This is a genomic window from Rhizobium sp. P1_E6, from assembly GCF_056405875.1.
The window spans coordinates 1-25,024 of the sequence record NZ_JBFUBG010000047.1 but is presented as its reverse complement, the minus strand read 5'-3'; the positions used below and the strand labels follow the sequence as shown (position 1 = coordinate 25,024).

At 60.9% G+C, this 25,024-nt stretch carries 23 protein-coding genes and 1 pseudogene; 21 read left to right on the top strand and 3 right to left on the bottom strand.

Annotation, left to right across the window (positions count from 1 at the left end):
* Positions 1 to 104 precede the first annotated feature (104 nt).
* Positions 105 to 1,421 (top strand): aspartate--tRNA(Asn) ligase, encoded by a 1,317-nt coding sequence (aspS, locus tag AC1D35_RS21065; RefSeq protein ID WP_477939939.1) that lies wholly within the window; start codon positions 105 to 107, stop codon positions 1,419 to 1,421.
* A 93-nt stretch (positions 1,422 to 1,514) separates the two neighbouring features.
* Here the strand turns inward: aspS and AC1D35_RS21060 are convergent, their stop codons facing one another.
* On the bottom strand, positions 1,515 to 3,461 hold the full coding sequence (locus AC1D35_RS21060; RefSeq protein ID WP_477939937.1) for a GTP-binding protein: 1,947 nt from the start codon (positions 3,459 to 3,461) through the stop codon (positions 1,515 to 1,517).
* Positions 3,462 to 4,122: 661 nt separating this feature from the next.
* Here AC1D35_RS21060 and AC1D35_RS21055 point away from each other — a divergent pair.
* On the top strand, positions 4,123 to 4,356 hold the full coding sequence (locus tag AC1D35_RS21055; RefSeq protein ID WP_477939935.1) for a hypothetical protein: 234 nt from the start codon (positions 4,123 to 4,125) through the stop codon (positions 4,354 to 4,356).
* A gap of 78 nt (positions 4,357 to 4,434) precedes the next feature.
* On the opposite strand, the gene AC1D35_RS21050 is transcribed toward AC1D35_RS21055, so the two are convergent.
* Positions 4,435 to 5,343, bottom strand: coding sequence for a LysR family transcriptional regulator (locus AC1D35_RS21050; RefSeq protein ID WP_477939933.1), 909 nt, complete (start codon positions 5,341 to 5,343; stop codon positions 4,435 to 4,437).
* A gap of 247 nt (positions 5,344 to 5,590) precedes the next feature.
* On the opposite strand from AC1D35_RS21050, the gene AC1D35_RS21045 reads away from it, so the two are divergent.
* Genes AC1D35_RS21045 through AC1D35_RS21025 form a run of 5 tightly spaced genes read left to right on the top strand, consistent with a single transcriptional unit; the run spans position 5,591 to position 9,847 of the window.
* Positions 5,591 to 6,367, top strand: coding sequence for a 5-oxoprolinase subunit PxpA (locus AC1D35_RS21045; protein ID WP_477939932.1), 777 nt, complete (start codon positions 5,591 to 5,593; stop codon positions 6,365 to 6,367).
* Positions 6,368 to 6,386: 19 nt separating this feature from the next.
* Complete coding sequence (locus AC1D35_RS21040) at positions 6,387 to 6,629, top strand: acetyl-CoA carboxylase (protein WP_113335004.1); 243 nt, start codon at positions 6,387 to 6,389, stop codon at positions 6,627 to 6,629.
* Entirely contained in the window at positions 6,626 to 8,011 is a 1,386-nt protein-coding gene (locus AC1D35_RS21035) for an acetyl-CoA carboxylase biotin carboxylase subunit (protein WP_477939929.1), read from the top strand. Before AC1D35_RS21040 ends, AC1D35_RS21035 begins: the two co-directional genes overlap by 4 nt.
* Complete coding sequence (locus tag AC1D35_RS21030) at positions 8,011 to 8,886, top strand: 5-oxoprolinase subunit B family protein (protein WP_477939928.1); 876 nt, start codon at positions 8,011 to 8,013, stop codon at positions 8,884 to 8,886. The genes AC1D35_RS21035 and AC1D35_RS21030 overlap by 1 nt, the downstream gene beginning before the upstream one ends.
* Positions 8,876 to 9,847, top strand: a complete 972-nt coding sequence (locus AC1D35_RS21025; RefSeq protein ID WP_477939926.1) for a 5-oxoprolinase subunit C family protein — start codon at positions 8,876 to 8,878, stop codon at positions 9,845 to 9,847. The genes AC1D35_RS21030 and AC1D35_RS21025 overlap by 11 nt, the downstream gene beginning before the upstream one ends.
* A gap of 22 nt (positions 9,848 to 9,869) precedes the next feature.
* Here AC1D35_RS21025 and AC1D35_RS21020 read toward each other — a convergent pair whose 3' ends face one another.
* A complete protein-coding gene (locus AC1D35_RS21020) occupies positions 9,870 to 10,889 on the bottom strand; it encodes a GntR family transcriptional regulator (RefSeq protein WP_477939924.1) in 1,020 nt (339 codons plus the stop codon).
* A gap of 557 nt (positions 10,890 to 11,446) precedes the next feature.
* Between AC1D35_RS21020 and AC1D35_RS21015 the strand changes: the two genes are divergently transcribed.
* The 14 genes and pseudogenes from AC1D35_RS21015 to AC1D35_RS20950 form a co-directional block, all read left to right on the top strand.
* On the top strand, positions 11,447 to 12,535 hold the full coding sequence (locus AC1D35_RS21015) for an ABC transporter ATP-binding protein (protein WP_477939921.1): 1,089 nt from the start codon (positions 11,447 to 11,449) through the stop codon (positions 12,533 to 12,535).
* A 37-nt stretch (positions 12,536 to 12,572) separates the two neighbouring features.
* Positions 12,573 to 13,472: an ABC transporter permease gene (locus AC1D35_RS21010; protein ID WP_477939919.1), complete on the top strand. Its 900-nt coding sequence runs from the start codon at positions 12,573 to 12,575 to the stop codon at positions 13,470 to 13,472.
* A gap of 1 nt (position 13,473) precedes the next feature.
* A complete protein-coding gene (locus AC1D35_RS21005) occupies positions 13,474 to 14,319 on the top strand; it encodes an ABC transporter permease (protein ID WP_477939917.1) in 846 nt (281 codons plus the stop codon).
* Positions 14,319 to 15,056, top strand: a complete 738-nt coding sequence (locus AC1D35_RS21000; RefSeq protein WP_477939915.1) for an SDR family NAD(P)-dependent oxidoreductase — start codon at positions 14,319 to 14,321, stop codon at positions 15,054 to 15,056. The genes AC1D35_RS21005 and AC1D35_RS21000 overlap by 1 nt, the downstream gene beginning before the upstream one ends.
* 13 nt (positions 15,057 to 15,069) lie before the next feature.
* On the top strand, positions 15,070 to 15,843 hold the full coding sequence (locus tag AC1D35_RS20995; protein WP_477939912.1) for an SDR family NAD(P)-dependent oxidoreductase: 774 nt from the start codon (positions 15,070 to 15,072) through the stop codon (positions 15,841 to 15,843).
* A gap of 103 nt (positions 15,844 to 15,946) precedes the next feature.
* Complete coding sequence (locus tag AC1D35_RS20990) at positions 15,947 to 17,182, top strand: ABC transporter substrate-binding protein (protein WP_477939910.1); 1,236 nt, start codon at positions 15,947 to 15,949, stop codon at positions 17,180 to 17,182.
* A 107-nt stretch (positions 17,183 to 17,289) separates the two neighbouring features.
* Positions 17,290 to 18,399: an ABC transporter ATP-binding protein gene (locus tag AC1D35_RS20985; protein ID WP_477939908.1), complete on the top strand. Its 1,110-nt coding sequence runs from the start codon at positions 17,290 to 17,292 to the stop codon at positions 18,397 to 18,399.
* A gap of 53 nt (positions 18,400 to 18,452) precedes the next feature.
* A complete protein-coding gene (locus AC1D35_RS20980; protein ID WP_477939906.1) occupies positions 18,453 to 19,334 on the top strand; it encodes a polysaccharide deacetylase family protein in 882 nt (293 codons plus the stop codon).
* A 12-nt stretch (positions 19,335 to 19,346) separates the two neighbouring features.
* Positions 19,347 to 19,679, top strand: a complete 333-nt coding sequence (locus tag AC1D35_RS20975) for a hypothetical protein (RefSeq protein ID WP_477939904.1) — start codon at positions 19,347 to 19,349, stop codon at positions 19,677 to 19,679.
* Positions 19,672 to 20,721: a CobW family GTP-binding protein gene (locus tag AC1D35_RS20970; RefSeq protein WP_477939903.1), complete on the top strand. Its 1,050-nt coding sequence runs from the start codon at positions 19,672 to 19,674 to the stop codon at positions 20,719 to 20,721. The genes AC1D35_RS20975 and AC1D35_RS20970 overlap by 8 nt, the downstream gene beginning before the upstream one ends.
* On the top strand, positions 20,718 to 21,932 hold the full coding sequence (locus AC1D35_RS20965; protein WP_477939902.1) for an ABC transporter substrate-binding protein: 1,215 nt from the start codon (positions 20,718 to 20,720) through the stop codon (positions 21,930 to 21,932). Before AC1D35_RS20970 ends, AC1D35_RS20965 begins: the two co-directional genes overlap by 4 nt.
* A 19-nt stretch (positions 21,933 to 21,951) precedes the next feature.
* Positions 21,952 to 23,325: an amidase gene (locus AC1D35_RS20960; protein ID WP_477939901.1), complete on the top strand. Its 1,374-nt coding sequence runs from the start codon at positions 21,952 to 21,954 to the stop codon at positions 23,323 to 23,325.
* Between the two features lie 45 nt (positions 23,326 to 23,370).
* On the top strand, positions 23,371 to 24,339 hold the full coding sequence (locus tag AC1D35_RS20955; RefSeq protein WP_113335351.1) for a cyclase family protein: 969 nt from the start codon (positions 23,371 to 23,373) through the stop codon (positions 24,337 to 24,339).
* Positions 24,340 to 24,378: 39 nt separating this feature from the next.
* Positions 24,379 to 24,972, top strand: a pseudogene (locus tag AC1D35_RS20950) (LysR family substrate-binding domain-containing protein); the annotation flags it as partial.
* Positions 24,973 to 25,024: the final 52 nt, after the last annotated feature.

Below are 25,024 nucleotides of genomic sequence, written 5' to 3'. Positions count from 1 at the left end.
GTGCGCTTCTTAGCGTAGCTCATAGATCACCACAGCCCCTGCCGGTTTCGGAAGGTGCTGTGTCTTTGGCTTCTCCGATCCGGCTTCCGTTTCAGGAGAAAGTCATGTTGCATACCTTACCTTTGACGCGTTCCTTTATTTCGGACCTGCCTTCACTTATCGGGCAGCGCGTCAAGCTATGTGGATTCGCCGAGGCAATCCGCGACCAGAAGCGAATGCGGTTCATCATTCTTCGTGATGCTACTGGGAAAGTTCAGCTCACGCAGACAAAAGACAATTCCGATCTCACCGCTACGCTCGACGTTCTCACGCCTGAAAGTTCCGTCATTATAACGGGAAGGGTGAGCGCCGCTCCCAGCGTCAAACTAGGCGGTCTGGAAGTCGCAATTGAGAGCGTCGACATTGCCGGCCTGGCTGATGCCCGCCTTCCAGTTGCTGAAGACTCGGGACTGGACAAGTGGATTGACCATCGACAGGTGAGCTTGCGTTATCCGGCTCAGCAACTCGTTTTTGCCGTGCAGACTACGCTGGAGGACGCGATGCGTGGCTTCTGGCGTCGACTTGGTTTCCGCGAAATCCATTCCCCTAAGCTGATGGGGACCTTCAGTGAGTCCGGCGCGGAAGTGTTTGCCGTCAAATACTTCGACACAACGGCCTACCTTGCTCAATCACCTCAGTTTTACAAGCAAATGGCAATCGCCGGAGGGATGGAAAAGGTCTTCGAAATCGGCCCAGCTTTCCGCGCCGAACCTTCTTTCACTTCACGTCACGAGACTGAGTTTACGTCAATCGATATGGAGCTTGGGTGGATTGAGGACCATCGCGAGTTGATGACGATCGAAGAGCGTTTATTATCTCATGCCATTGCCGCTGTCGCTGATGCTCATGGCGAAGAAATCATGAGGCTTTTCGGCGTCGACGTTGTGTCACCGGCTATACCGTTCCCTAAGCTTACGTTCGAAGAGGCGCGTGACACTTTAAAAGAGCTGGGGCACGCTCTCCCGAGGCGCGACGATTTGGGCGCTGAGGGCGAGCGAATCCTTGCCGAGCACATGGCCGCAACCACGAACCACGAGTTCCTGTTTATTACCGACTATCCGGCGAGCGGCCGCGCCTTCTATCACATGCGCCACGACCACCGACCCGACCAGACGAAGGGGTTCGACCTATTGTGGCGCGGGATGGAGATAACGACCGGGGCGCAAAGAGAGCATCGCTACGAGTGCCTAGTGGCTCAAGCCGCCGAGCAAGGACACAAGTTGGACGCGCTCTCTGATTACCTCGACTTCTTCAGGTATGGTTGCCCTCCGCACGGGGGCATGGGCACAGGTCTAGGTCGCCTCCTGATGCGCATGCTAAATACTGCCAGCATTAGGGAGGTAACGCTGCTCAGCCGCACTCCCAAGCGGTTGCGTCCCTGACTAAGCAAAGTATAGCGCCAGAAGATTGGCGGCACATCGACGTGCCGCCTCCGGAGTCGGCCTGGTTGTGTAATGGCCGCATTGGACGGCCCGCTAACGGTCATGGCGGATGCTTTGCAGGTATTCGGCACGGTCGAACGGATTGGCATTCAAACGCGGCCTTGAAGGTTGCGGACCGGAGATAGGTGCATGGTGGTCGAAAGAATGTTCAAACACGCCAAGACCGTTCGACAATCCCGGCAGTTGCCGCTGAATGCTCTGAACCATTGCCGATGCAATCGTCCCTCTCAATCGTGCAGTGCCATCGTTGACTAGTGATTCTTTGATGGCTGCGCCCGACTTCGCAAGTAAGGCATGGATCGCCGTCAAAGCCGTCATCGGCACTTCGAGATGGAAATAATCGAATGGTTCGCAAACGATTGTTTGCGCCGATGACAGCGCGTCCGCCATGACTAAAGGCGTCAGGTTTCGGAAGTCGGCTGCAGTGCTGGATGGCGAACTGTACTTGGCGGCAGTCATGGCTACGTGGCAATCGATCACCTGCCAGCCGTATACACCGGATTTGAGCGTCTCGAAGACCGTATCTTCAACCCCGCGATAGAAACTCAGGGGCATCTGTCCGACCTCAACTTCCAAGGCAAAGCTGTTACCTGCCCCTTCCGGTCGTGGCTCGACGCGCAGTCCAATCGTTGCCAAAAACGGATTCGACTCCTTGAAGATCACTTCAAGTCCGCATCCGGTGCCTAACAATCTCTCCGCGCAAATTGTCGTGCTTGCCTCAAAGGTCACTTCGAGGCGAAAGTCATTCAGCAGTGTCGCCTGGATGACTTCCTTCTGCACCTCGCCATAGAGCGAGACGAACATCTCGCTGGCATCATCATTGGTGCGCAAATTGATCAATGGGTCCTGTTCCGACAGTTGCTGCATCGCTACCCATAGTGCCGCGTTGTCCGACGGTCGAAGCGGCAGAACACGGCTTTCAAGGGCAGGTGGCGCAAAATGAAAATCTACCGACAGAGGTCTGCCGCCCCCAACTTCGTCACCGATGCGGGCACCGCTCAGTCCCCCGATCTTCGCGACGCGTCCTGCGCTGAATTGATTTACCTTTTCCAATCGTCCTTCACCAAAGAGCTGTATGCTCGTCACCTTCGGTGATCCCCACGGCAGCTCGAGGTGGTTGCGGGTCGTAATGGTACCTGATGTCAGGTTGAGATAGGCGATCTTTTCGCTGCCCCATCCGCGTTCGATTTTGAAGATTTTTCCCCTGACCGGCCCATCTGTGTCCGGTTGCTTACTCGGTAGCAAGGTTTCGACAGCCGAGATCAATTCCGGCACGCCGAGACCAGTCATCGCTATCCCGCAATAAGCCGGGTGCAGCAGCCCCTTCGCAACCTGATCTGTCAGAGCCGCCTTCAGTCTTGCGACGCCCAGCCGATCAGGAAATGAGACATAGTCATCGAGCAGTGCCTCGTCGTTCGCCGCGAGAGCTTCACAGAGCGTGGAAAAGAAGGGCTCTTGCGCCATGTCTGAGAGACGGACCTTCGCCCCTCGGCTCCCCGGGTGGGCGATATCTACCATTGCAATAGGCCGAACCGCCAATTGCGCGGCCACCTCGTCGAGGAGTTCGAAGTAACGTGCGCCGAGACGGTCGATCTTATTGATGAAGAAGACAAACGGAATACGAAGGCGTCGAAGCGCCCGCACCAGCACGCGGGTCTGCGGTTGCACCCCCTCGACAGCTGAAACGACGACCACAGCAGCGTCCAGCATTTGGAGCACCCGCTCAACCTCCGCGATGAAATCTGGATGCCCGGGCGTATCGATGAGGTTGACGATGAGGTCGCCTACCGAAAACGACACCACCGCTGCTGCGATGGTGATGCCGCGTTGTCGTTCGAGTTCGAGGCTGTCGGTATGTGTGTTTCCACCGTGGACGCTGCCGAGCTTGTCGATTGCGCCGGTATCAAAAAGTAGTCGTTCAGTAAGGCTGGTTTTGCCTGCATCCACATGGGCCAGAATGCCCAAATTCAATGTGCGCATGATCCATCAACTTCTCAAAATTTCGGAATTGAATGTATTGAGAAGTGACTCGGCGCATTGGGACCTCCAGGAAGAACGTTATCGGACGCGGCGAACCTCTAGGTAAGAGAAGCGCTCAGAGCTTCTAAATACGCAGGGAGGTAATCGTCAGGCACGCCGACGGATCAAAAACCGCGCCCCAGTATCGCGCTCTGGCTCTAGAACGCAAGCTCCTTTACCACACCGCCCGGTCGTCATGAGGATCTTTGGATGGGCCGCTACGGCTGTAATGGCTCTTGCCGCGTTCGCCATGCTCGCGGTGTGATCCATCTACTGCCACGAATTACTTCCAAGGAGGCGCAGGGCGCCCCATCGCCGCTTCGTGTCAGCAAATGTACGTAAACGCGTTAACGCCTTTGAGATTGTCGAGGACATTATCAATGGCGTCGGCTTCATCAGGGCGCGAAGGAGCGCTTGATGACCGATTGGCAAGATTTGATCAGGAAGGGGACAGCTGCGGCACCCCCCACCCGCTGCCACCGAGGAATGCGAGGGCACATGCCGAATGACACTGATCTCCCGCCGAACGTATCTTTGAGTACCCTCCGATCCTGCCGCAGGGCTCGGTTGCCATCCATCTGAGCCTGTGGAACAGGAGGCGATCCAGACATAGGAGCGGATAATGGAAGAGGCAATGCAGATCGACAATCGTGGGGACTTCGGGCTTTGGGCCATCGAGGTGGCCAAGCAGATTGTAGCTGATCAGGGTTTCGAGCTCGCCCGCGCGGCGCGCGATGGCACCGAGGACGATGTCCGTGGGGCCGGCAATGCGCTCGGGCAGGCCATCACCAATGCGATGATGGAGGTCTTCGATGGCTTGATGGAGGGTGCCACCGACGACCAGACAGGAGCCTGAAGCGAATGGCCCTGTCCGACGCAGTCGGTCCCGGCTTCTGAAATTGTCCTGTCGATGGCACATGATGAAACGCAAAACTCATGCATTGGTACCCGGCAGGCCGTATGCCTGCTGAAAATACCTGCGAAAGGCATGCATAGCCGGTGTGAACTCGATATTGGCGCGCCAGGCGAGACCAACGTCCATCGGTGGCACGGGATCCTTGATACTGACGGTCTCGATCCGCCGGCCCTCCAGAGACCAGGGGCGGTGCACCATATCAGACAGGATCGCGACGCCGAGGCTGTTGGCGACCATCGAGCGCACCGCCTCGATCGAAGAGGTGCGCAGCATCACCCGCGGCTGATAGGGCGTCGTACTCCAGTACTTCAGCGATGAGTAGGCCGCCTCGTCTACGGTCAACATGATGTAGGGCTCCTCGGCGATATCCCGCAAACCGACGCCCACGCGCTTCAGCAGCGGATGCTGTGCCGGCACCCAAAGCCTTCGAATGGAACGCAAAAGCGTTTCCGTGGTGAGCGCGCTGTTGAGGATATTCGAGGTTAGCAGCACCGAAATGTCGTAGCGGTTGGCAAGCAGGCCTTCCTCGATCGACTCGCGGTTCACCTYGTAGAGCTGGATGCGGAGCTTGGGGTAGAGCCGGCGCATGCGCTCGATGTGAAGTGGCAGGAAATAGCCAATCACAGTGTAGGTTGCTGCGACCGTCAGATCTCCTTCGATATCGCTGCTGACATAGTTCAGATGCGTCGCCTCATCGACCTTGGCGAGGATCTCGTAGGCATAGGAAAGAAACTGCCGGCCGGCAGCGGTCAGCTCCATGCCCTGCGGCATGCGGATGAAAAGAGAAACGCCGATCGACTTTTCCAGCTCCTTGATAGCGGTGGTCACTGCCGACTGAGAGATGGAGAGCTGTGAGGCCGCATAAGAAATCTGTCCCTGTTCGGCCGTTGCGACGAAATAGCGGAGCTGGCGGAAGCTGAGGCTCATGGTCTGTATCTCCCATCGAAATATCTGAAACCGGCGTCAATAAATTCGATTGGCTGCATTCGTTTTATGCCTGAGACTGCGCAACAGAGGGGAAATCGAAGCARGCGATTGAAATTCAAAGCTATTTTTTGCCTCCGATTTAAGCGTTGCTATCTGATTTATCGATAATGATGACCCAAAAATTGAATTTTTCAAATCCTGTTTTGTCACGTAGCGTTTTGTCAGAGGGTAACGGCGGATAGACAGTTTGAAGAGCATCATCGACATTAACTGCGATATGGGAGAAGCCTTCGGCCGCTGGCGGATCGGCGATACGCAGGATTTGCTGCTGATCTCGCACATCAGCTCGGCCAATATCGCCACCGGCTTCCATGCCGGCGATCCGAACCTCATCAACGAGACTGTGGCACTTGCGGCTGCCCATGGCGTCGGGGTCGGCGCCCATCCCGGCTATAACGACTTGCAGGGATTTGGCCGCCGCAAGATTGTCTCCAGCAGCAAGGAGCTCGTCAACGACATCATCTATCAGGTGGGGGCTCTGCGCGAGTTCGCCCGCCGTCACAGCGTACCGGTGCAGCATGTCAAGCCGCATGGAGCGCTCTACATGGAGATGGCGGTCAATCCGGATTTGGCGCAGATCTTCGTCCAGTATATGCGCACCGTCTCGCCCAATGCCTTTGTCTTTTGCATGGGCGGTTCGGCGACGCACAGGGCAGCGCTTGATGCGGGTCAGCCTGTCGTGCGAGAGTTCTATGCAGATCGCGACTACGACGACAGTGGCTCGATCGTCTTTACCCGCGATGCCGGCCGTCCCGATCCGATGGTGCTGGCCCACAAAGTGCTGCGCGCCTGCCAGGAAGGCAGGGTCCGCACTGTCACGGGCAACGACATCGACATCGAATTTGAATCCATCTGCTTTCATTCCGATACGCTCGGCGCGCTCGATATCGTTCTCAGCGTGCGCGAACTGCTGGTCGGTGCCGGAATCCGGATCGCGCCGGTGTCGCAGATCCTTGGCCATTAGACTTTTGCGGAGACCGACCATGAGCAAGATTGAAATCCGTTCACCGCTGCCAGGCACCTTCTACAGGGCGTCAGCCCCGGATGCGCCGCCTTTCAAAGCGGATGGCGACGATGTCACCGAGGCCGAGACGATCGGCGTCATCGAGGTCATGAAGACATTCCAGGAGGTTCCAGCCGGAGTTGCCGGCAAGGCGATTTCATTCCTGGTCGACAATGAGGAGCCTGTCATGGCCGGACAGGTCATCGCGGAGGTCGAGGCATGACGATCGGCTCGGTGCTCGTCGCCAATCGCGGGGAGATTGCCATTCGCGTCATCAAGGCGGCGAAGGCGCTCGGCATCCGGACCGTGCAGGTGTACAGCGCAGCAGACGCGGACATGCTGGCCGTGAAGTTGGCCGATGAGGCGGTAAACATCGGTCCGCCGGCGCCCAAGAAATCCTATCTGAACATCGATGCCGTCATTGCCGCCGCCAAGGCGGCCGGCGTCGATGCCGTGCATCCAGGCTATGGTTTTCTCTCCGAAAACGGTGACTTCGCCGATGCGGTGCGCGATGCCGGGATGATCTTCATAGGCCCGTCCGGCGATGCGATCCGCACGCTCGGCGACAAGGTGGCGGCGCGGCAGGTGGCAGAACAGGCGGGCGTGCCGACGGTGCCCGGCAGCACCGGGCGGATCGCTCGGCTCGACGAGGCGCGTTTGTTCGCAGCCGAGATCGGTTTTCCTGTCATGATCAAGGCGGCGGCCGGCGGCGGCGGACGTGGCATCCGTATCGTCGACAGCATCGCCGAGCTGGAACAGCAGTTTCCGCTGGCTTCGTCCGAGGCGTTGGCCGCCTTCGGCGATGGCGGGCTTTATATGGAAAAGGTCATCGGCCGCGCCCGGCACGTCGAGGTACAGATTTTCGGCGACGGACGGAATTTCGTGCATTTTTTCGAACGGGAATGCTCGTTGCAGCGGCGGCGCCAGAAGGTGTGGGAAGAGGCGCCTTCCTTCGTGCTGCCTGTCGAAGTGCGCGAACGGCTTTGCATGAGCGCCGTGGCGCTTGCACGCGAGGTCGGCTATCACGGCGCCGGCACGGTCGAGTATTTATACGACGACGAAACGGGCGCCTTTTATTTCATCGAGGTCAACACCCGCATCCAGGTCGAGCATCCCGTGACCGAGATGATGACCGGGTTCGACCTGGTACAGGAGATGTTCAAGGTCGCTGGTGGTGCGCCCCTATCGGTCGCCCAGCGAGACATCGTGGCCCGAGGACATGCGATCGAGTGCCGCATCAATGCCGAGGACCCGTTCAAGGCCTTCCAGCCATCGCCGGGCACGATCACGTCGCTGTCCGTTCCGGAAGGTGAAGGCATCCGTTTCGATACGATGCTCTATGAGGGTTACACGATCCCGCCCTTCTACGATTCCCTCCTCGGCAAGCTGATCGTGCACGCAGAGACACGCGAGGCCTGCCTTGAAAGGCTCGCCGCGGCGCTGACGGCTCTCACCATCGAAGGCGTGCCGACGACAGTGCCGCTGCATCTGGCGCTCGCTCGTGACGCAAGTATCGCCAAGGGTGCCGTCCACACGCGCTTTCTCGAACAATGGCTCGAGCAGGATTTCCCCGCTCTGGCCAGCCGGACCCAGGAGGTTGCCTGATGCCTGCGCGATATACGTTCGGAGGTGACGAACACCTCTTCGTCGAGTGCAGCAACGAGATGTCGCTCGAAGCCTTCTTCAAGAGCCTGTCCATGGCGACCGCGGTCCGGGAAAGCCAGATGAAGGGCGTCACCGAGATCTGCCCGGCCAATGCCTCGTTCCAGGTGAGGTTCAATCCCGATCTCATCAAGCCGGACGACATCCTGCGGGAGGTCAAGGCGATCGAGGGCGTGGCGGAAAAGTCCGAGCCAGTCCTGAAGACCCGCATCATCGAGATCCCGGTCTTCTACAATGATCCGTGGACGCATGAGACGCTGATGCGCTTTCGCGAGCGGCATCAGGAGCCCGGTGGAACGGATCTCGACTATGCCGCGCGGATCAACGGCTACGGCGGCGTCGATGATTTCGTTACCGCGCATGCCGGTTCCCCCTGGTTCGTGTCGATGGTCGGGTTCGTGGCGGGGCTGCCCTTCATGTACCAGATGGTAGAGCGACAGCGGCAGATCGAAGTGCCGAAATATCTGAGGCCGCGCACCGATACGCCCAAACTGACGGTCGGCCATGGCGGGTGCTTTGGCTGCATCTATTCGGTGCGTGGCGCCGGCGGCTACCAGATGTTCGGCGTAACGCCGATGCCGATCTTCGACCCGACGCAGCAAACGAGTTACCTGCGCGACTTCATGGTGTTCTTCCGGCCAGGCGACATCGTCAAGTTCAAGCCAGTCGATCGCGACGGATACGACACGGCGGTCGAGCAGGTCGACAAGAGGCTCTTCAGCCCGCCGATCCGCGAAGTCCAGTTCGATCTGCGCGAATTCAGCAAGGACATCGACGGTTACAACGCCGCGCTGGAGGGCATTCTCAATGACCATTAGGGTGCTGCATCCGGGATTATCGACGAGCGTACAGGATCTCGGCCGTCCCGGCTATTTCCACCTCGGCATCCCGATCGGTGGTGCCATGGACCGCTACGCCATGCGGGCCGCCAATCTGCTCGTCGGCAACGACGAAGGGGCGGCGGGTCTCGAGGCGGTCTTCATGGGGCCGAAGCTCGAATTTACCGAGGACAGGCTCGTAGCCGTTACCGGTGCCGACATACCGGCCAAGGTCGACGGCGTGGCGCAGCCCGGCTGGACGGCCTTCAAGGTCAAGGCTGGCCAGGTGTTGAGCTTCGATTTCCTGAAATCGGGCGCACGCATCCTGATTGCGGTCGCGGGCGGTATCGACGTGCCGGAAGCGCTCGGCAGTCGGTCCACCTATCCGATCGGTGCACTCGGGGGCTACAATGGCAGGGCACTGGCGGCCGGTGACGAACTGCCTGTCGGAAAGGCCGGCCTTGCCGAAGACGGAAAAAGCGTCGCCGAGGAGCTGCGGCGCAGGCCCGAGACGCCGGCAAAGTTGCGTGTACTGCCGGGGCTCTACTGGGACCGGTTGACGGATGCCGCCAAGGCAAGCTTCTTCGCCGACGAGTGGAAAGTTGCGCCTGAGGCCGACCGCATGGGCTACCGCTTCCGTGGCGGGCGCAAGCTCGAGTTCCTGGACCGCAAGCAGCCCTTTGGAGCCGGTTCGGATCCGTCGAACATCGTTGACAGCTGCTACCCCTACGGCTCGATTCAGGTGCCGGGCGGGACGGAGCCGATCATCCTCCATCGCGACGCGGTCTCCGGCGGCGGCTATTTCATGGTCGGTACGGTGATTTCGGCGGACATGGACCTTATCGGTCAGTTGCAGCCGCATACGCCGGCGCGGTTCGTCGAGGTGACGATGGATCAGGCGTTGAAGGCGAGGGCCGATCAGGCGAAATTGCTCGACCGCCTCCGCCAAAGCCTAGCGTGAGGTGACGACGATGGCTGGCCGATCACTCGACGCGCGTCAGGTAATCGGCGGTCACGCTCGGACCGGGAATGATGGCGACGATCTTCATCTGGGCGATCATGCGCTTCATGGAGGCGTCGAGATGGGTCCCCAGCATCGCGGCCGCAGCGTCGACGGCGCCGCGCATAAGAAGCTCGACGATCAGCCGCATCTCGGTGATGGCGGTCGGATCATCAGGCAAGCCCAGATGACGCAGCAGCTGCTCGGCAGCGTTGACGGGGAGCAGGTTGTTTCGGATCAGCTCCCGTGTCTTCTCGTTGGACGTCGTCAGCACGCAGATGTCGATCATCTGTTCCTGAAGTTCCTCGAGTTTCTCGAGGTGGTCGACCGGCTGCGAAGCTTCGAGACCAGCCAGGCGGATGAAGAGTTCGGTCAGGCGTTCGCGGTCGACGGCGCCAGCGCCGGCCTTCAGTGCCGAGGGCTCCAGCATGTGTCGGAGCGTGAAATGATCCTTGATYGTCTGGGCCGTCAGCGGACCGGCGATCCAGTGGGAACTCTGGTTCTTCCGGACGAGACCGCGTTCCTGCAGACGGCTCAGGACGTCGCGCACAACTGTGCGGCTGACCTTGAAATGATTGGCGAGTTCGATCTCGATAATGCGGTACTGGCCGAAGACGACGCAGCCGGCCACGTCGCGCTCCACCGTGTTGTAGATGCGTGCCCAGGACGAGCGGCTCTGCAACGCCTCGTCGGCGTGCTGGGCGATGACAAGGCCGAAGGACTTGATATCAGTGCGGTTCGGGATGAGACCCGCATCCTGCGGACCGACGAGGAAGCCACGTCCCTGGAAGCGGTGGACGAGGCCATCGGCCTCCAGACGAAGCAGGGCGCGCTGCACCGGCGCGCGGGACGTTTGAAGAATATCGGCGATCGGCCCCTCGAGCAGAACCAGCCCAAGCGGCAGCTGCCCGCCGACGATATTGTCGCGCAGAATGTGCTCGGCAATCTCGTACCGACGCTGGGCCGTCTGTCCTGGGAGATTGCGTATCATCGGGCGGGGCATCCTCCATCCAAGAGCGGATGGCAACAAAGCGGGAATTCTCTTTAGTTTATTTTGTCATTTCAGACCATGTCAAAATAAATGTCTTTTGCATACCCAAATTGCATTTTTAAGTGACGTTGAGTGAGCGGGTTGCTCCGCAGTCGTCCAGACTATTTTGCGTTGCAAAGGACCAGGGCGGGGCGAATGGCTGCACGATGAAAGCGCATTTGGTGCGGAAATATGCGGTTTACGGCAGAAATACGCTCAAAAACTGCGCATATTTGATGTGGTTTCCGATGTCTCGCTTTTTGGTCTTCCTCTCATTGCAATGCTACTGATCTGCGGCTGCGTGTCACCTGTCCCAAAAGGTCAATTGTTTTAGAAAAAGTCTATTGAATACAAAAATCATTTATGCCATCAATTCATCATAGGGATGCCGCCAGAAGCATTCCTGAGGTGAACGACAAAAACGTCAGACTGCCGATCGATTTCCGCCGTGTGCTTACCGCACACGAACGGTTCCGGCTGCCGTTTCGCAAGGCGCGACGGTAGGGCGGACGATCCGTGCCCGGCGCAAAATGGAGAGGCTCTTGTCTTCGGTTCTCAAGCTCGCAGGTGTCACGAAGACCTATGGTATGCTGAACGCGCTCGACGGCATCGACCTGTCGCTGCCGAATGACAGCTACGTTTCTCTTCTGGGGCCGAGCGGATCGGGAAAGACGACGCTGCTGCGGGTCATCGCCGGCTTCGAGCAGCCGGACCTCGGCACGGTGACGTTCAAGGGGCAACGGATCGAGACGATGCCGCCGCACCGGCGCGATATCGGTTTCGTCTTCCAGAATTTTGCACTCTTTCCGCATCTGTCGGTCTCCGGCAACATTGCCTTCGGGCTGGAAAACCGTGTCGAAAACCCCATAACCGATCCCGCTATCGTGCAGGCCAGGGTCAAGGACATGATTGCTCTCGTCGGCCTGTCGGGCCTCGAAGATCGCGGCGTTGCGCAGATCTCCGGTGGGCAGCGGCAGCGCGTGGCGCTGGCGCGAACGCTCGTGACCGAACCGTCGCTGGTGCTGCTCGACGAGCCGCTTGGCGCGCTCGACGCCAATCTTCGCGCCCGCATGCGTAGCGAGCTCAAGCTGATCCGCGAGCGCTGCGGCGTCACCTTCCTGCACGTGACCGGCAGCGAGAGCGAGGCGCTTGCCATGGGCGACATGGTGCTGGTGCTCGACAGCGGCCGGATTGCGCAGGCGGCTGACGCCGACACGATCTACAATCGGCCGAAATCGCTGTCGGTGGCGGGCTTCCTCAACTGCTATAATCTCTTCGAAGGCCGGCTCGCCGGCGGGAGTTTCCTCGGCCCTTACGGCGCTTTCCCTCTCGGCGACCAGACACAATTCCGCGATGACCGCACCGGCTACGCCATCCGCTACGACCGTGTCGCGATCCGCCCGGCCGAAGCGCCGGTCGCCGACGACGAGGTGAAGCTCGAGGCGACCTTCGTCGCCGACGAATATTCGGGCGCCGCGATCAACTCCTTCTTCTCGCTCGATGACGGCCGCGTCTTCGAGGTGGAATCGCACCTCAGCCGGAGCAAGCCGCCGGCCTGTACGCCACAGTCGCGCTACGCGCTCGTCTGGAAGCGCCGGGATGCCCTCGTTTATGCCTGACACTCTTGCCGCGCAGCGCGGGACGGGAGACTGATTGATGTCGATAAGTGCCACAACAGCCGAGTCCGAAACAGTCGTGGAACCGGTCAAGAAGGCATCCAGCAAGACGCTCTGGCTATTGGCGCCGGGCGTCATCTGGATGCTGCTTTTCCTGGTGACTCCTATCCTGATGATGATCTACGTGTCCTTCTGGACGCAGACGACCTTCAAGATCACGCCTGATCTCAMCATCAAGAGCTGGGTGACCTTCTTTACCACGGACACCTATCTCAGCGCTCTCTGGACGACCGTCAGGATCTGGTTGATCGTACTCGTCTCGACGCTGGTCGTCGGTTACCCGGCAGCGCTCTATGTCGGTCTCTTCGTCAAGAACAAGACGATCCAGACGGCACTTCTCGTTCTCTGCGTCATCCCCTTCTGGACCTCTTTCCTGATCCGCGTGCTCGCCTGGCGGCCGATGCTGGGCAAGGAGGGGGCGATCAATCTCATCCTGCAAGGTCTCGGCATCATCAACCAGCCGATCGAGGTACTCCTGTTTTCCGAGCTCTCGGTCATCATCGGCATGACGCAGATCTATTGCGTCTTCATGGTCGGGCCGATCGCCTTCATGATGGGCCGCATCGACCAGAGCGTCATCGAGGCGGCGCAGGATCTCGGCGCCGGCTTCTGGCGCATCTTCCGCACCATCATTCTGCCACTCACCATGCCGGGCGTGGTGGTCGGTGCGATCTTCGTCTCCGTGATGGTGCTCGGCGAGTTCGCGACGGCTGCCGCACTTTCCGGCCGCAAGGTGAACCTTCTCGGCAACATCATCGTCACCCAGGTCGGATCGCTGAAATGGGCCTTCGCCGCCGTCGTCGGTGTCGTGCTCACCGTGCTCATGGGCATTGTCGTCGCCGCACTGCTGCGCGTCGTCGATCTCAGGAAGGAACTCTGACATGCAGGCTGGCGGCATCAAGTTCTCCCTCGGCGTCTACACGGCGCTCTTCCTGATCTTCCTCTACGCGCCGATGGTAGTGCTCGCCATTCTGTCCTTCCAGACAGGGCCGGAAGGCGGACCGCAATTCCCGATCATCGAATGGTCGACCTATTGGTACAAGCATCTCTTCGGTCTGACGCCGCCGTCGCGCATCGCGCCGCTGCCGATCAACGAAGCCTTGGTGCGCTCGCTTGTGCTCTCGGTGATGACGATGATCGTCTCCACCGTGCTCGGCGTCACCTCGGCGCAGGCCTTCCGTCGCCGGTTCCCCGGCTCGGGCGTCGTCTTCTACCTCATCGTTCTCGGGATGATGGTTCCCGGCGTTCTGGTCGGCCTCGGCATGGCGCTCGTCGCCAATGCACTCGGCATCGACCGGCACTGGTGGGGAACGGCCTTCGTGCTGCACGTCGTCTACACCTATCCCTTCGCCTTTCTCGTCATGCTGGCGATCCTTAACCGCTTCGACCAGAGTGTCGAGGAGGCGTCGTGGTCGCTCGGCGTGTCGCCGGCACGCACTTTCCGCAAGGTAACATTCCCGCTGATCTTTCCAGGCGTGCTCTCGGCCATGCTTTTTGCCTTCACGCTGTCCTATGACGAATTCTCGCGCACGCTGTTTGCCTCCGGCCGCGACCTGACGCTGCCGCTCGCCATTTACGGCACCTTCTCCGTGGAAGTGCATCCGAACGTCTTCGCCTTCGGGGTGCTGACGACGATCTTCTCCTTCGCGCTGCTCGGCATTTACGCCGTCCTGATGATGCTTTCCATGCGCCGCGCCAAGCGCGTCGCGATCCAGGAGGAGGCGTGATGTCTATACCCTCAGCCATCGTCACGGGCGCAGGATCCGGCATCGGCCGCGCAATTGCAGCCCGGCTGTCTGGGGACGGGTACGCCGTGCTCGTCAACGATCTCCACCTGGACCGTGCGCAAGCGGTGGCCGAGGAGATCACGGCTGCCGGTGGCACGGCGGCAGCGGCGGCTGGCGACGTCTCTTCCGAGATGGATTCCGCGCGCGTCTACGAGGTCGCAGTTTCGGCCTTCGGCCATCCGCAGCTGCTCGTCAACTGTGCCGGCATCGTCCACCAGGCACTGTTCGAGAACCTCGAGGTCGCGGATTTCGATCGGATGTTCGCGATCCATGTGCGCGGTACCTTTCTGATGACCAAGCTCGCTCTGCCATCGATGCTCGCTGCCGGGAATGGCGTCATCGTCAACGTCGCCTCTCAGCTCGGCCAGATCGGCGGCATCGAGCTCGTCCACTATGCCGGCGCCAAGGCGGCGATCATCGGCATGACGAAATCACTCGCCCGCGAGGTCTCGACGCGGGGCGTGCGCGTCAATGCCGTTGCTCCCGGGCCGATCAATACGCCGCTGGTGCGCGAACTCTCGCAGGAGTGGCGCGTCCGCAAGGCCGCCGAACTGCCGCTCGGCCGTTTCGGCGAACCGGAAGAGGTTGCCGCCACCGTTTCGTTTCTCGCATCGCCCGCCGCCAGCCTGTTCGTCGGCCAAACGCTTGGCCCGAACTCCGGCGATGTCATGCTCTAGTCAGGAAAACACAATGACCGCGATTTCTTCGACACCCCGCATCGTGCTGATCACCGGAGCCGGCATCGGCATCGGCAAGGCGACCGCCAAGGCATTCGCCGTCCTCGGCGATCACGTGATCGTCACCGATGTCCTGAAGGACGAAGGGCGCGCTGCCGCGGCGGCGATCGAGGCTGCGGGCGGTTCGGCAGAATTCATCGAGCTCGACGTTCGCTCGACGTCGGCGGTCGATGCTGCGGTCGCCGACGTGGAGAAACGTCACGGCCGCCTCGACGTGATCATTGCCAATGCCGGTATCGCCCACAAGGCGCCGCTCGATGTGCTCGATGACGACCGGTGGGAACTGACCTTCGACATCGACCTCAAGGGCATCTTCCGGGTGATCCGTGCAGCCGCACCCGGCATGAAGGCACGCAAATCGGGCGCGGTGGTGGCGCTTTCCTCGATCATGGGTGTTGCTTACGGCTGGGACGAGCATGTGCATTATTCCGCCGCCAAGGCTGGCGTCGTCGGCCTCGTGCGCGGCCTGGCGGTCGAACTTGCCCGCGACGGCATCCGCGTCAACGGCATGGCACCCGGCTACATCCGCACCGCACAGCTTCTCTCGGAAGAAAATTCGCTGGGACCGAAGGGCGCCGAAGCGGCAAGCGCCTTCATCCCGATGGGGCGGCTCGGCGAACCGGAGGACATCGCGGACGTGATCGTCTTCCTGGCGTCGAACAACGCGAGATACATGACCGGCCAGACGCTGGTCGTGGATGGGGGGCTCCTGGTGGGCCGATACTGACGGAGGGTGCGTCAGGACCGATCCCGCCCTGACGCCGAGGCCGGACGAGAACGATGGGTGGTCATGGAGGCCATCCCGGGGAACAAAAAACCGGAGAACGACAATGACAATTTCGATGGACATGAATCGACGTTCGCTGCTGAAACGATCCGCGGGCGCCATGGCGCTTGCCATCGGCGGCGGTACACACTTCCTCTCCTCGCGGACAGCCTATGCCCAGGCCACCGGCCTTGCCGGCGAGCAGCTGCGCACGATCGGCCTTTCGGTCACCGTGCAGGAACGCATCCTGGCCGACTTTAAGGCGGCAAGCGGCGTCGGCACGACATCAGGCACCGCGGCGACCTTCCCGGATGCGCAGACCCGCATCCTTTCCGGTTCGAAGGACTATGACGTCTGGGAAACGATCGGCGAGCGCCTTCCCTCCGTCGTCATGACCGACAATGCCGACCCGATCGAAACCTCGGGCCTGAAGAGCTGGTCGAATATCCGCGAGATATTCACCAAGCCCGATCCAAAATTCGACGCCAAGGCGCAGATCGTCGGCCAGATCTGGACGGACGAGACGCAGACGGCGCTCTGGATGGTGCCTTCGGTCTTCAACTTCGACTCCGTCGGCTACAATCCGGACGTGCTCTCCGACGAGGAAGCCAACAGCTGGACTGCGATCTTCGACAGCAAGTACAAGGGCAAGTCCGGCCTCAACACCGACCCGCTGACTGCTTTCGGCCAGGCGGTTATGGCGATGAACACGCTCGGCCTCTCCAACGTCAAGAACCCCGGCAATCCGACCGCCGCGGAAATCGACGAAGCCGCAAAGTTCCTGATCTCGAAGAAGAAGGAGGGCCAGTTCCGCGCGCTCTGGGGCGATTTCGGCGAACTCGTCAACTTCCTGGCATCCGGCGAAATCGTCGTCTGCGACGCCTGGCAGCCGGCCGTCATGGCCGTCAAGGCGCAGGGAAAGCCCTGCAAATACGCCATCCCGAAGGAAGGCTATCGCGCCTGGTCCATCGGCAATACCATGCTGAAGGGCACGCCGAACAAGGAAGCCGTTGTCGCCTATGCAGACTACTGGCTGTCGGGCGAACCAGGCATCACGGTCTCCGAGCAGGGCTACTATTCGCCGACCACCAACATCAAGCAGAAGATGGCACCAGAGAAATATGCCTTCTGGTACGAAGGCAAGCCGTGGGTCGGTGCGGCGGAACGTGGCATCAAGGAGGGCGATCTGCGCGATGGCGGCTCGCTCGAGACCCGCGCGGCAAACGTCGCCTACTGGCACCAGTGGCCGGACGAATACGATCACCTTATCCAGAAGTGGGACGAATTCCTCAGCGCCTGATGCGTCGCTCCCAGCGCTCCTTCATCCCATCTGCGATGCGGTGAAGGCGCCACCTGACAGGCGGCTCCGGTCGCCTGTCCTTCCACCCGCAACCCGGAATGACAGACATGATACATGACCTCGAACTCTACCAGATCGGCAAGGTCTACGATAACGGAACGCCGGCCGTGATCGACTTCAACCTCGCCGTCGATAAGGGCGAGTTCATCGCGTTTCTCGGTCCGTCCGGCTGCGGCAAGACGACGACGCTGCGGATGATCGCCGGCTTCGAAAGCATCTCTTCCGGCAATCTGATGATCAGGGGCGAGCGGATCAACGATATAGGCCCGGCTCAGCGGCCGACCTCGATGATCTTCCAGAATTATGCGCTCTTCCCGCACATGACGGTGCGCAACAATATCGGCTACGGCCTCGACGTGAAGGGCATGCCGAAGGCGAAGCGGAATGCAAAAGTCGATCGTATCCTCGAAAAGCTCGGTCTCGAGGGCGTCGCCGACAAGCGATGCGACAAGCTTTCCGGCGGCCAGCGACAGCGCATCGCGCTTGCACGTGGCCTTGTGGTCGAGCCTGATATCCTGCTGCTCGACGAGCCGCTCGGCGCCCTGGACGCCAATTTGCGCAAGACGATCCAGAGCGAATTGAAACTGCTGCAGCACGAACTCGGCGTGACCTTCGTCTTCGTCACGCATGCCCAGTCCGAAGCGCTGGCACTGTCCGACCGGATCGTCGTGATGAACCAGGGCCGGATCGAGCAGATCAGTCCGCCGCACCAGCTCTATACGCGGCCGAACACGCCTTTCGTCGCGCAGTTCATCGGCCGCAACACGATCTTCAACGGTGCAGTCAAGGGCCACGAGAAGGGACATGTCGTGGTCGATACACCTCTCGGCCTTCTCACCGGCGATGCCAACGGCGCGGTCGCCGACGGAGATGCGGTGAGTGTCGTGATCCCGGCGGAAGCGATCGAGGTGCATGCGCTCGACAAGGGCGGCCGCGACGCGATCGCTCAGGCTTCCGGTGGCAATGTCATCGATGCCAGGATCCGCCGCTTCGACATGGTCGGGCATATCTCGCATCTTTCGGTCGCCCTGCCGGATGGACGCATGCTGGCGCTCGAAGCTCATGTCGACAAGTATCCGCCCGGCGCCTTTCCGGTCGATGCGCCGGTCGCGCTCGCCTGGAAGCCGGAAAACGCCACCRTCATTCCCGCCCACTGAAAACCGGCCGATCAAAGCCGGACCAACGAGACCATCACAAGGAGACCCCCGCAATGGCAAAAGAAATCTTCTGCAGCTTCGGCATCGACGTGGACGCCGTCGCCGGCTGGCTCGGCTCGTATGGCGGCGAGGATTCGCCGGACGACATCTCGCGCGGCCTGTTTTCCGGCGAAGTCGGCAGCCCGCGGCTGTTGAAGCTCTTCGATCGTTTCGGCATCAAGACCACCTGGTTCATCCCCGGCCACTCGATCGAGACGTTCCCGGAACAGATGCAGGCCGTCGCCGATGCCGGCCACGAGATCGGCATCCATGGCTACACCCATGAAAATCCGATCGCCATGACGCGCGAGCAGGAGACGGAGGTGCTTGACAAGTGCATCGACCTCGTCACCAAGCTCTCCGGCAAGCGGCCGACCGGCTATGTGGCGCCCTGGTGGGAGTTCTCCAACGTCACCAATGAGCTCCTGCTCGAGCGCGGCATCAAGTACGACCACTCGCTCATGCACAACGACTTCACACCCTACTATGTCCGCGTCGGCGACAGCTGGACCAAGATCGATTATTCGAAAAAGCCGTCCGACTGGATGGTGCCGCTGAAGCGTGGACACGAGACCGACCTGATCGAGATCCCGGCGTCCTGGTACCTCGATGACCTGCCGCCGATGATGTTCATCAAGAAGGCGCCGAACAGCCACGGGTTCGTCAACCCACACGACATCGAGCAGATGTGGCGCGACCAGTTCGACTGGGTCTATCGCGAGATGGACTACGCCGTCTTTCCGATCACGATCCACCCTGATGTCGCCGGCCGGCCGCAGGTTCTGATGATGCTGGAGCGTCTCTACGCCCACATGATCAAGCATCCTGGCGTCAAGTTCGTGACGATGAACGAGATCGCCGACGATTTCGCCAAACGCTTCCCGCGCAAGAAGTAGGAGGCAAAGGCAATGTGTTCGCTCTGCGGCGTTCTGGGAGGTAGCGAGCATTGGGCCGACGCGGTCGCGCGGCCCGGGGTCTATACCCGCACCGCCGAGCGGATCGACCGCCGACGCGAGCGCGCCCGCCGCGTTGTGATCGCCAACCGCATCCTCGATGCCTTCGGTCTCTCCATCTCAGACTGGCAGGGATCATCGTTCCTGCTGTCGACCCGAACCGGAAAGACCGAGATCATCGAGGATCTCGGACACCTCTGGCCGGCGGCCGAGCGGCTTGCGGGCCGGCCGCTCGATCCGTTGGCCGAGCCGCTTCTCGACCGGCTGGAGGCGAGCGGCCATGACTGATACTTTTCCGGTATTCACGCCCGTCACGCTGCTGACCGGTTTTCTCGGATCCGGCAAGACGACGCTGTTGCGCCGGCTGTTGACCGATCCGGCGTTCTCGAACGCCGCGGTGCTGATCAATGAATTCGGCGAGGTCGGGCTCGATCATCACCTGCTCGAGCGTATCGACGAGAACATGGTGCTGCTGCAATCCGGTTGCCTTTGCTGCACGGTGCGGGGCGAACTGGCAGACGCGATCCGCGACCTGCATTCGAAGCGCGAGCGCGGCATCGTCCCGCCCTTCGACCGGATCGTCATCGAGAGCACGGGGCTTGCCGATCCTTTCCCCGTTCTTTCGACGCTGAAGGCCGATCCGGTTCTGCGGCATCATTTCAGGTCCTCAGGCATCATCGCCACCGTCGATGCCGTCAATGCGGGGACACAGCTTGCCGCCTATCGCGAGCCTATGCGGCAGGTGGCGGTGGCCGACATTCTGGTGCTGACCAAGCCCGATATCGCCGAGGCTGGCCAAGTCGCGCGGGTCATGGCGATGATCCGGCAGATCAATCCGGATGCGCCGATCGTCCTTTCGTCGGACAATGTCTTCGATGTCATCAGGCTGCTGGAGGACACGACAACCGGCCGCGCCGAGGCGATGCAATCGCCGGGCGGCTTTTATTGCGACGATCCGGGGCCTGTTCTTGCCGGCGAACATTCTGGCGGCATTCGGTCCATCGTGCTGGTGAGCGAAGGCACTGTCGATTGGACAGCCTTCGGCATCTGGCTGACCATGCTGCTGAACCGGCACGGCGACCGTATCCTTCGGGTCAAGGGCATTCTCAACATCGAGGGCGAAGACTTTCCCGTAGCGATCCACGGGGTGCAGCATCTGGTCCATACGCCCGTTCATATGCAATCCTGGCCAGGCGGGGACCGGCGTTCCCTTATCGTCTTCATCGTCGATGGCATCGCGCCCGCGGCGATCGAGCGATCGTTCAACGCCTTCAACGGGCTCGGTGCGGCACAGCGCGCGCCGGAGCGGGTCGAGGAGATGCAGCCATGAGAAAAATGCCGACGCCGAAGAGTTTTCCGACGCCCGCTCTCCATACAGAGGGCCGGATCAAGCTGCGCATCCTGGGCACGGCGATTTCGCTGCTGGAAGAACTTCGGCTCGGTGCCGAGCGCGATCTCGGCATGGACATTGAATTCGACAACCAGGACTTCATGACCGCCCAGCACAAGGCGGCGCTGGAGCCGATGACCTACGACATCTACGACCAGTGCTTCCACAATCTCGATATCGTCTGGTACTGGCGCGCCGTGCRGCCGATAGACATCGAGCGGATCACTCTCTGGGACGAGATCACTGATCTGACCAAGACGGGCCGCATCGGGCCGAATGCGCGGATCGGGCAGGGCGATGCGCCGGTGACCAAGCTTTTCGTCCAGCCGAACCTGGCGCTTGCCGAGACGCCCTCGCAGCGCATTTCGATGCTGCCGACGACGCATAATTTTGACAGCTTCGCCTACCGGACGGATGCGGCGAATTCCAACCAGATGACCTCCTGGGCGGCACTGCTCGACCCGCGCTGGCACGGACGCGCAGCCCTCGTCAACGAGCCGGCGATCGGCATCTTCGATGCAGCGCTTGCGGCGCAGTCCGCCGGGCTGATGACCTTCGACAATCTCGGCAACATGAGTATCGAGGAGATCGACCGGTTGCTGGACATTTTGGAAGAGCGCAAGAAGGCCGGCTTTTTCCGCGGCTTCTGGCGTTCGGCCGAGGACGCGGCGAACCTGATGACAAAGAGCGACACGCAGATCCAGTCGATGTGGTCGCTCGGGATCAGCAAGCTGAATCTGCGCGGCTTTCCCGTCGAACTCGCCAATCCCGCCGAGGGTTACCGAGCCTGGCATGGCGGGCTCTGCCTGTCGAAGCGGCTCTCCGGCCGGATGCTCGACGCGGCCTACGATTATCTTAACTGGTGGATCTCCGGCTGGCCCGGCGCGGTGGTGGCCCGGCAGGGCTATTACATGTCGACGCCGGCACGCTCGCGGCCGCACATGACGCCGGCCGAATGGGACTATTGGTACGAAGGCCTGCCGGCCGCGACTGACCTGCCAGGCCCTGACGGGCTCCTTCGGGTCAAAGCGGGGGCGGTGCGCAGCGGCGGCTCCTACTGGCAGCGCGCCAACTCGATCGCCGTCTGGAACACGACCATGGACGAACACAATTACCTCGTGCGCCGCTGGATGCAGTTCGTGGCGGCGTGAGTAGAACTGGAACGACAAAATGACACTCTCTTACGGCTCCCTCTCGATCGCCCAGTTGTCCACCCTCATCCAGGGCGGCAGCGTCGATCCTGTTGCTGTGGCGGAGCAGGTCCTTGGGGCGATCGAGGACCATGACGACAAAGCGATCTTCGTTTCGCTGACGCGGGAGCGGGCAATGGCGGAGGCGCATGCCTCGTCGAAGCGGCTGAAAGAAGGTCGTTCACGTGGCTTGCTCGAAGGCATTCCGGTTGCCTGGAAGGATCTATTCGATGTTGCCGGTAGCGTCACGGCGGCAGGGTCCAGGCTGCTTCTTCGCGATCAGGCAGCGGCTGAGGCGGATGCCGCCGTCGTCTCTGCGCTCGCTGCGGCCGGCATGCTCGCAATGGGCCGGGTCAACATGAGCGAGTTCGCCTTCTCTGGCCTTGGGATCAATCCGCATTTCGGCACGCCGAAAAACCCCCGCAGCACGGATGTCGCCCGCATTCCGGGCGGCTCGTCCTCCGGTTCGGGCGTGGCGGTGGCGGCTGGTCTCGTGCCAGTCTCGATCGGCTCCGACACCGGCGGTTCGGTGCGGATCCCGGCCGCGCTGAACGGCATCGTCGGCTACAAGGCGACGCGTGGGCGCTATCCGATGGCGGGCGTATTTCCGCTTGCCGGCAGCCTCGATTCGCTCGGGCCGTTCTGCCGCTCGGTGCAGGATGCCGTCTGGATCGACGCGGCGATGCGTCGAGCCACGGCGCCGACGGTCAGACGCCATCCGCTTGCCGGGCTGGAGGTCGTCATTCCCACCAACACCGTCTTCGACGATGCCGAGCCGGGTGTTGTTACAGCCTTCGAGTCGGCGGTCGAGCGTATGTCGGGCGCCGGCGTCGTGTTCACGCGGTTGGAGATCCCGGCCTTTGCTGAAATTCTGCAGCTGATGGCAAGCCATGGAGCCCTGGTGACGGCGGAGGCCTACTGGTTGCACCGGGCGCGGATCACGGGGCCGGATGCCGGACTGATCGACCCGCGCGTAGTCTCGCGCACCAGCTTGGGGGAGAGGATCACCCTTTCGGACTATCTCGACATTCTCTCCGCCCGCACGCGGCTGATCGCGGCGGTGGATCGCCAAGTCGGCGGCCGACTGATCGCCTTCCCGACGGTTGCGCATGTGGCGCCGCCGCTCGAAGCCTTGAAGGCGGATGACCAACTCTTCGTCGCCACCAATGGCAAGACACTGCGCAACACGCTGCTCGGCAATTTTCTGGACTGGTGCGGCGTGTCGATCCCCTGCGGAGCGGGTGACGCCGGCATGCCCGTCGGCTTCCTGTTGTCGGGGCTGGCGCGGACTGATGAACAGCTGCTGTCGGTGGCGCTTGGCGCCGAGCCGATCATTCGCGGCGAAACGATCTGAAGGCGGTCGCTCCCGCGGCTGCGAACGCGAACAAGGAGAGTTGCAATGTGCATGGCATGCTATGTCGACGAGGCGACAAAAAGGAAGATCATCGCTTACAATGCCGAATTCCATAAGGTGACGAAGAGCCCCTACGGCAGCGATGACGAAATCGGCATGCTCAACCTGATCGACGCCCGGTCGCGCTCGGCGATCATCGGCCGCACCGATGCCTCGAAGGTCTTTGACCTCTCGGTCGACCATTTCGTCGGCATGCCCGGCTGGTTCGGTGCCGGCGACCAGCCTTATCAGATATGGATGACCCACACGCCGCAGGGTGAAATCGTCGCCAACACGATGGGCGTGACGCGCGAACAAAACGAGCTTGTCGCCTATTCCGGCGACAGCATCTCGATGTACACCCATTGCGGCACCCATATCGATACGTTCAACCACTTCGGCTACAATGGCGAGATCTTCAATGGCTTCACGGCGCGTGATCACCTCGGCAGCCGTGCCTGGGATGTTTGCGGTCCGGAAAAATATCCGCCGATTTTTGCACGCGGCATTCTTCTCGATATCGCGGCTATGTATGGTGTCGATACGCTGCCGCCGAGCCATCCAATCGGCAAATCCGACATCGTGGACTGCCTTAAGAAGCAGGGCCTAACAATTCTGCCAGGCGATGTCGTTTTGCTTCGCACTGGCCAGATGCTGTTATGGCCCGACCTGGCCTTCACCAGGAATACACCTGGCCTCAACCGCGAGGGAGCCGAGTTTATTGCCAAGCACGGTGCCATCATGATCGGCGCCGACAACCTGACACTCGAACAGACGCCCTCGGCGCATGAATTGAACTTCTTTCCCGTACACACCTATCTGCTGGCGGAAGCAGGTGTTCCCATTCTGGAAATGGCTTACCTCGAGGAACTTGCCGGCGAGAAGCTCTACGAATTTGCCTTCTTCGGCGCATGCATCAAATTGCGCGGAGCGACGGGCACGCCGATGCGACCAGTGGCGATGCCACTGACCTGAGCGCGGCGGACCAAATGCGAGGCGACTGCAATTGCAGATCCCGCCACGGTCGGCGTGCTGCCGGCGTTCCTTGCGCGCATTGCCCGCAAATATCCCGATATCCGCCTGCATATCGAAAGCGGCACCACCAATGACATCATCCGCGATATCGAGGCAGGCCGCATCAATCTCGGCTTCATCCGGCCTGTGGAGAATATCGGCTCCTTGCGCTTCTTCTCGATTGCCCATAAACGCTACCTGCTGGCCGTCGCCAAGCAGAGCCCGCTGTCCTTGAAGAGCGAGATCGATCTTGCGGATCTGCGGTCCGAGAAGATCATCTCGTTTTCCCGCCAGAACCTCTCCTACAGCGAGCGCTATTTTGCGGAGAAGTTCGAGGAGCATGATCTCACCGACAATGTCGCCTATACCTGCGACGACACCTTCTCGCTGGTGTCGTTGGTGTCAGCCGGTCTTGGCATCGGCTTCGTGCCGGAATGGACGCAGGACCTGCCGAACCGCGGCTTCGAGCTGAAGAAGGTGAGGGGGATCGACTTCAAGATCGGGCTCGGCGTCGCCTGGAACCGGGAAGATCCGACCGCTGGATGTGACGACATCATCGATATCGCAAGGTCGCTGGCAAGGCCGGGGAGGTGAGGGGTTTGACTGTGTCTTGCCGATAGGCCGTCGCTTGACCACGAACATCATT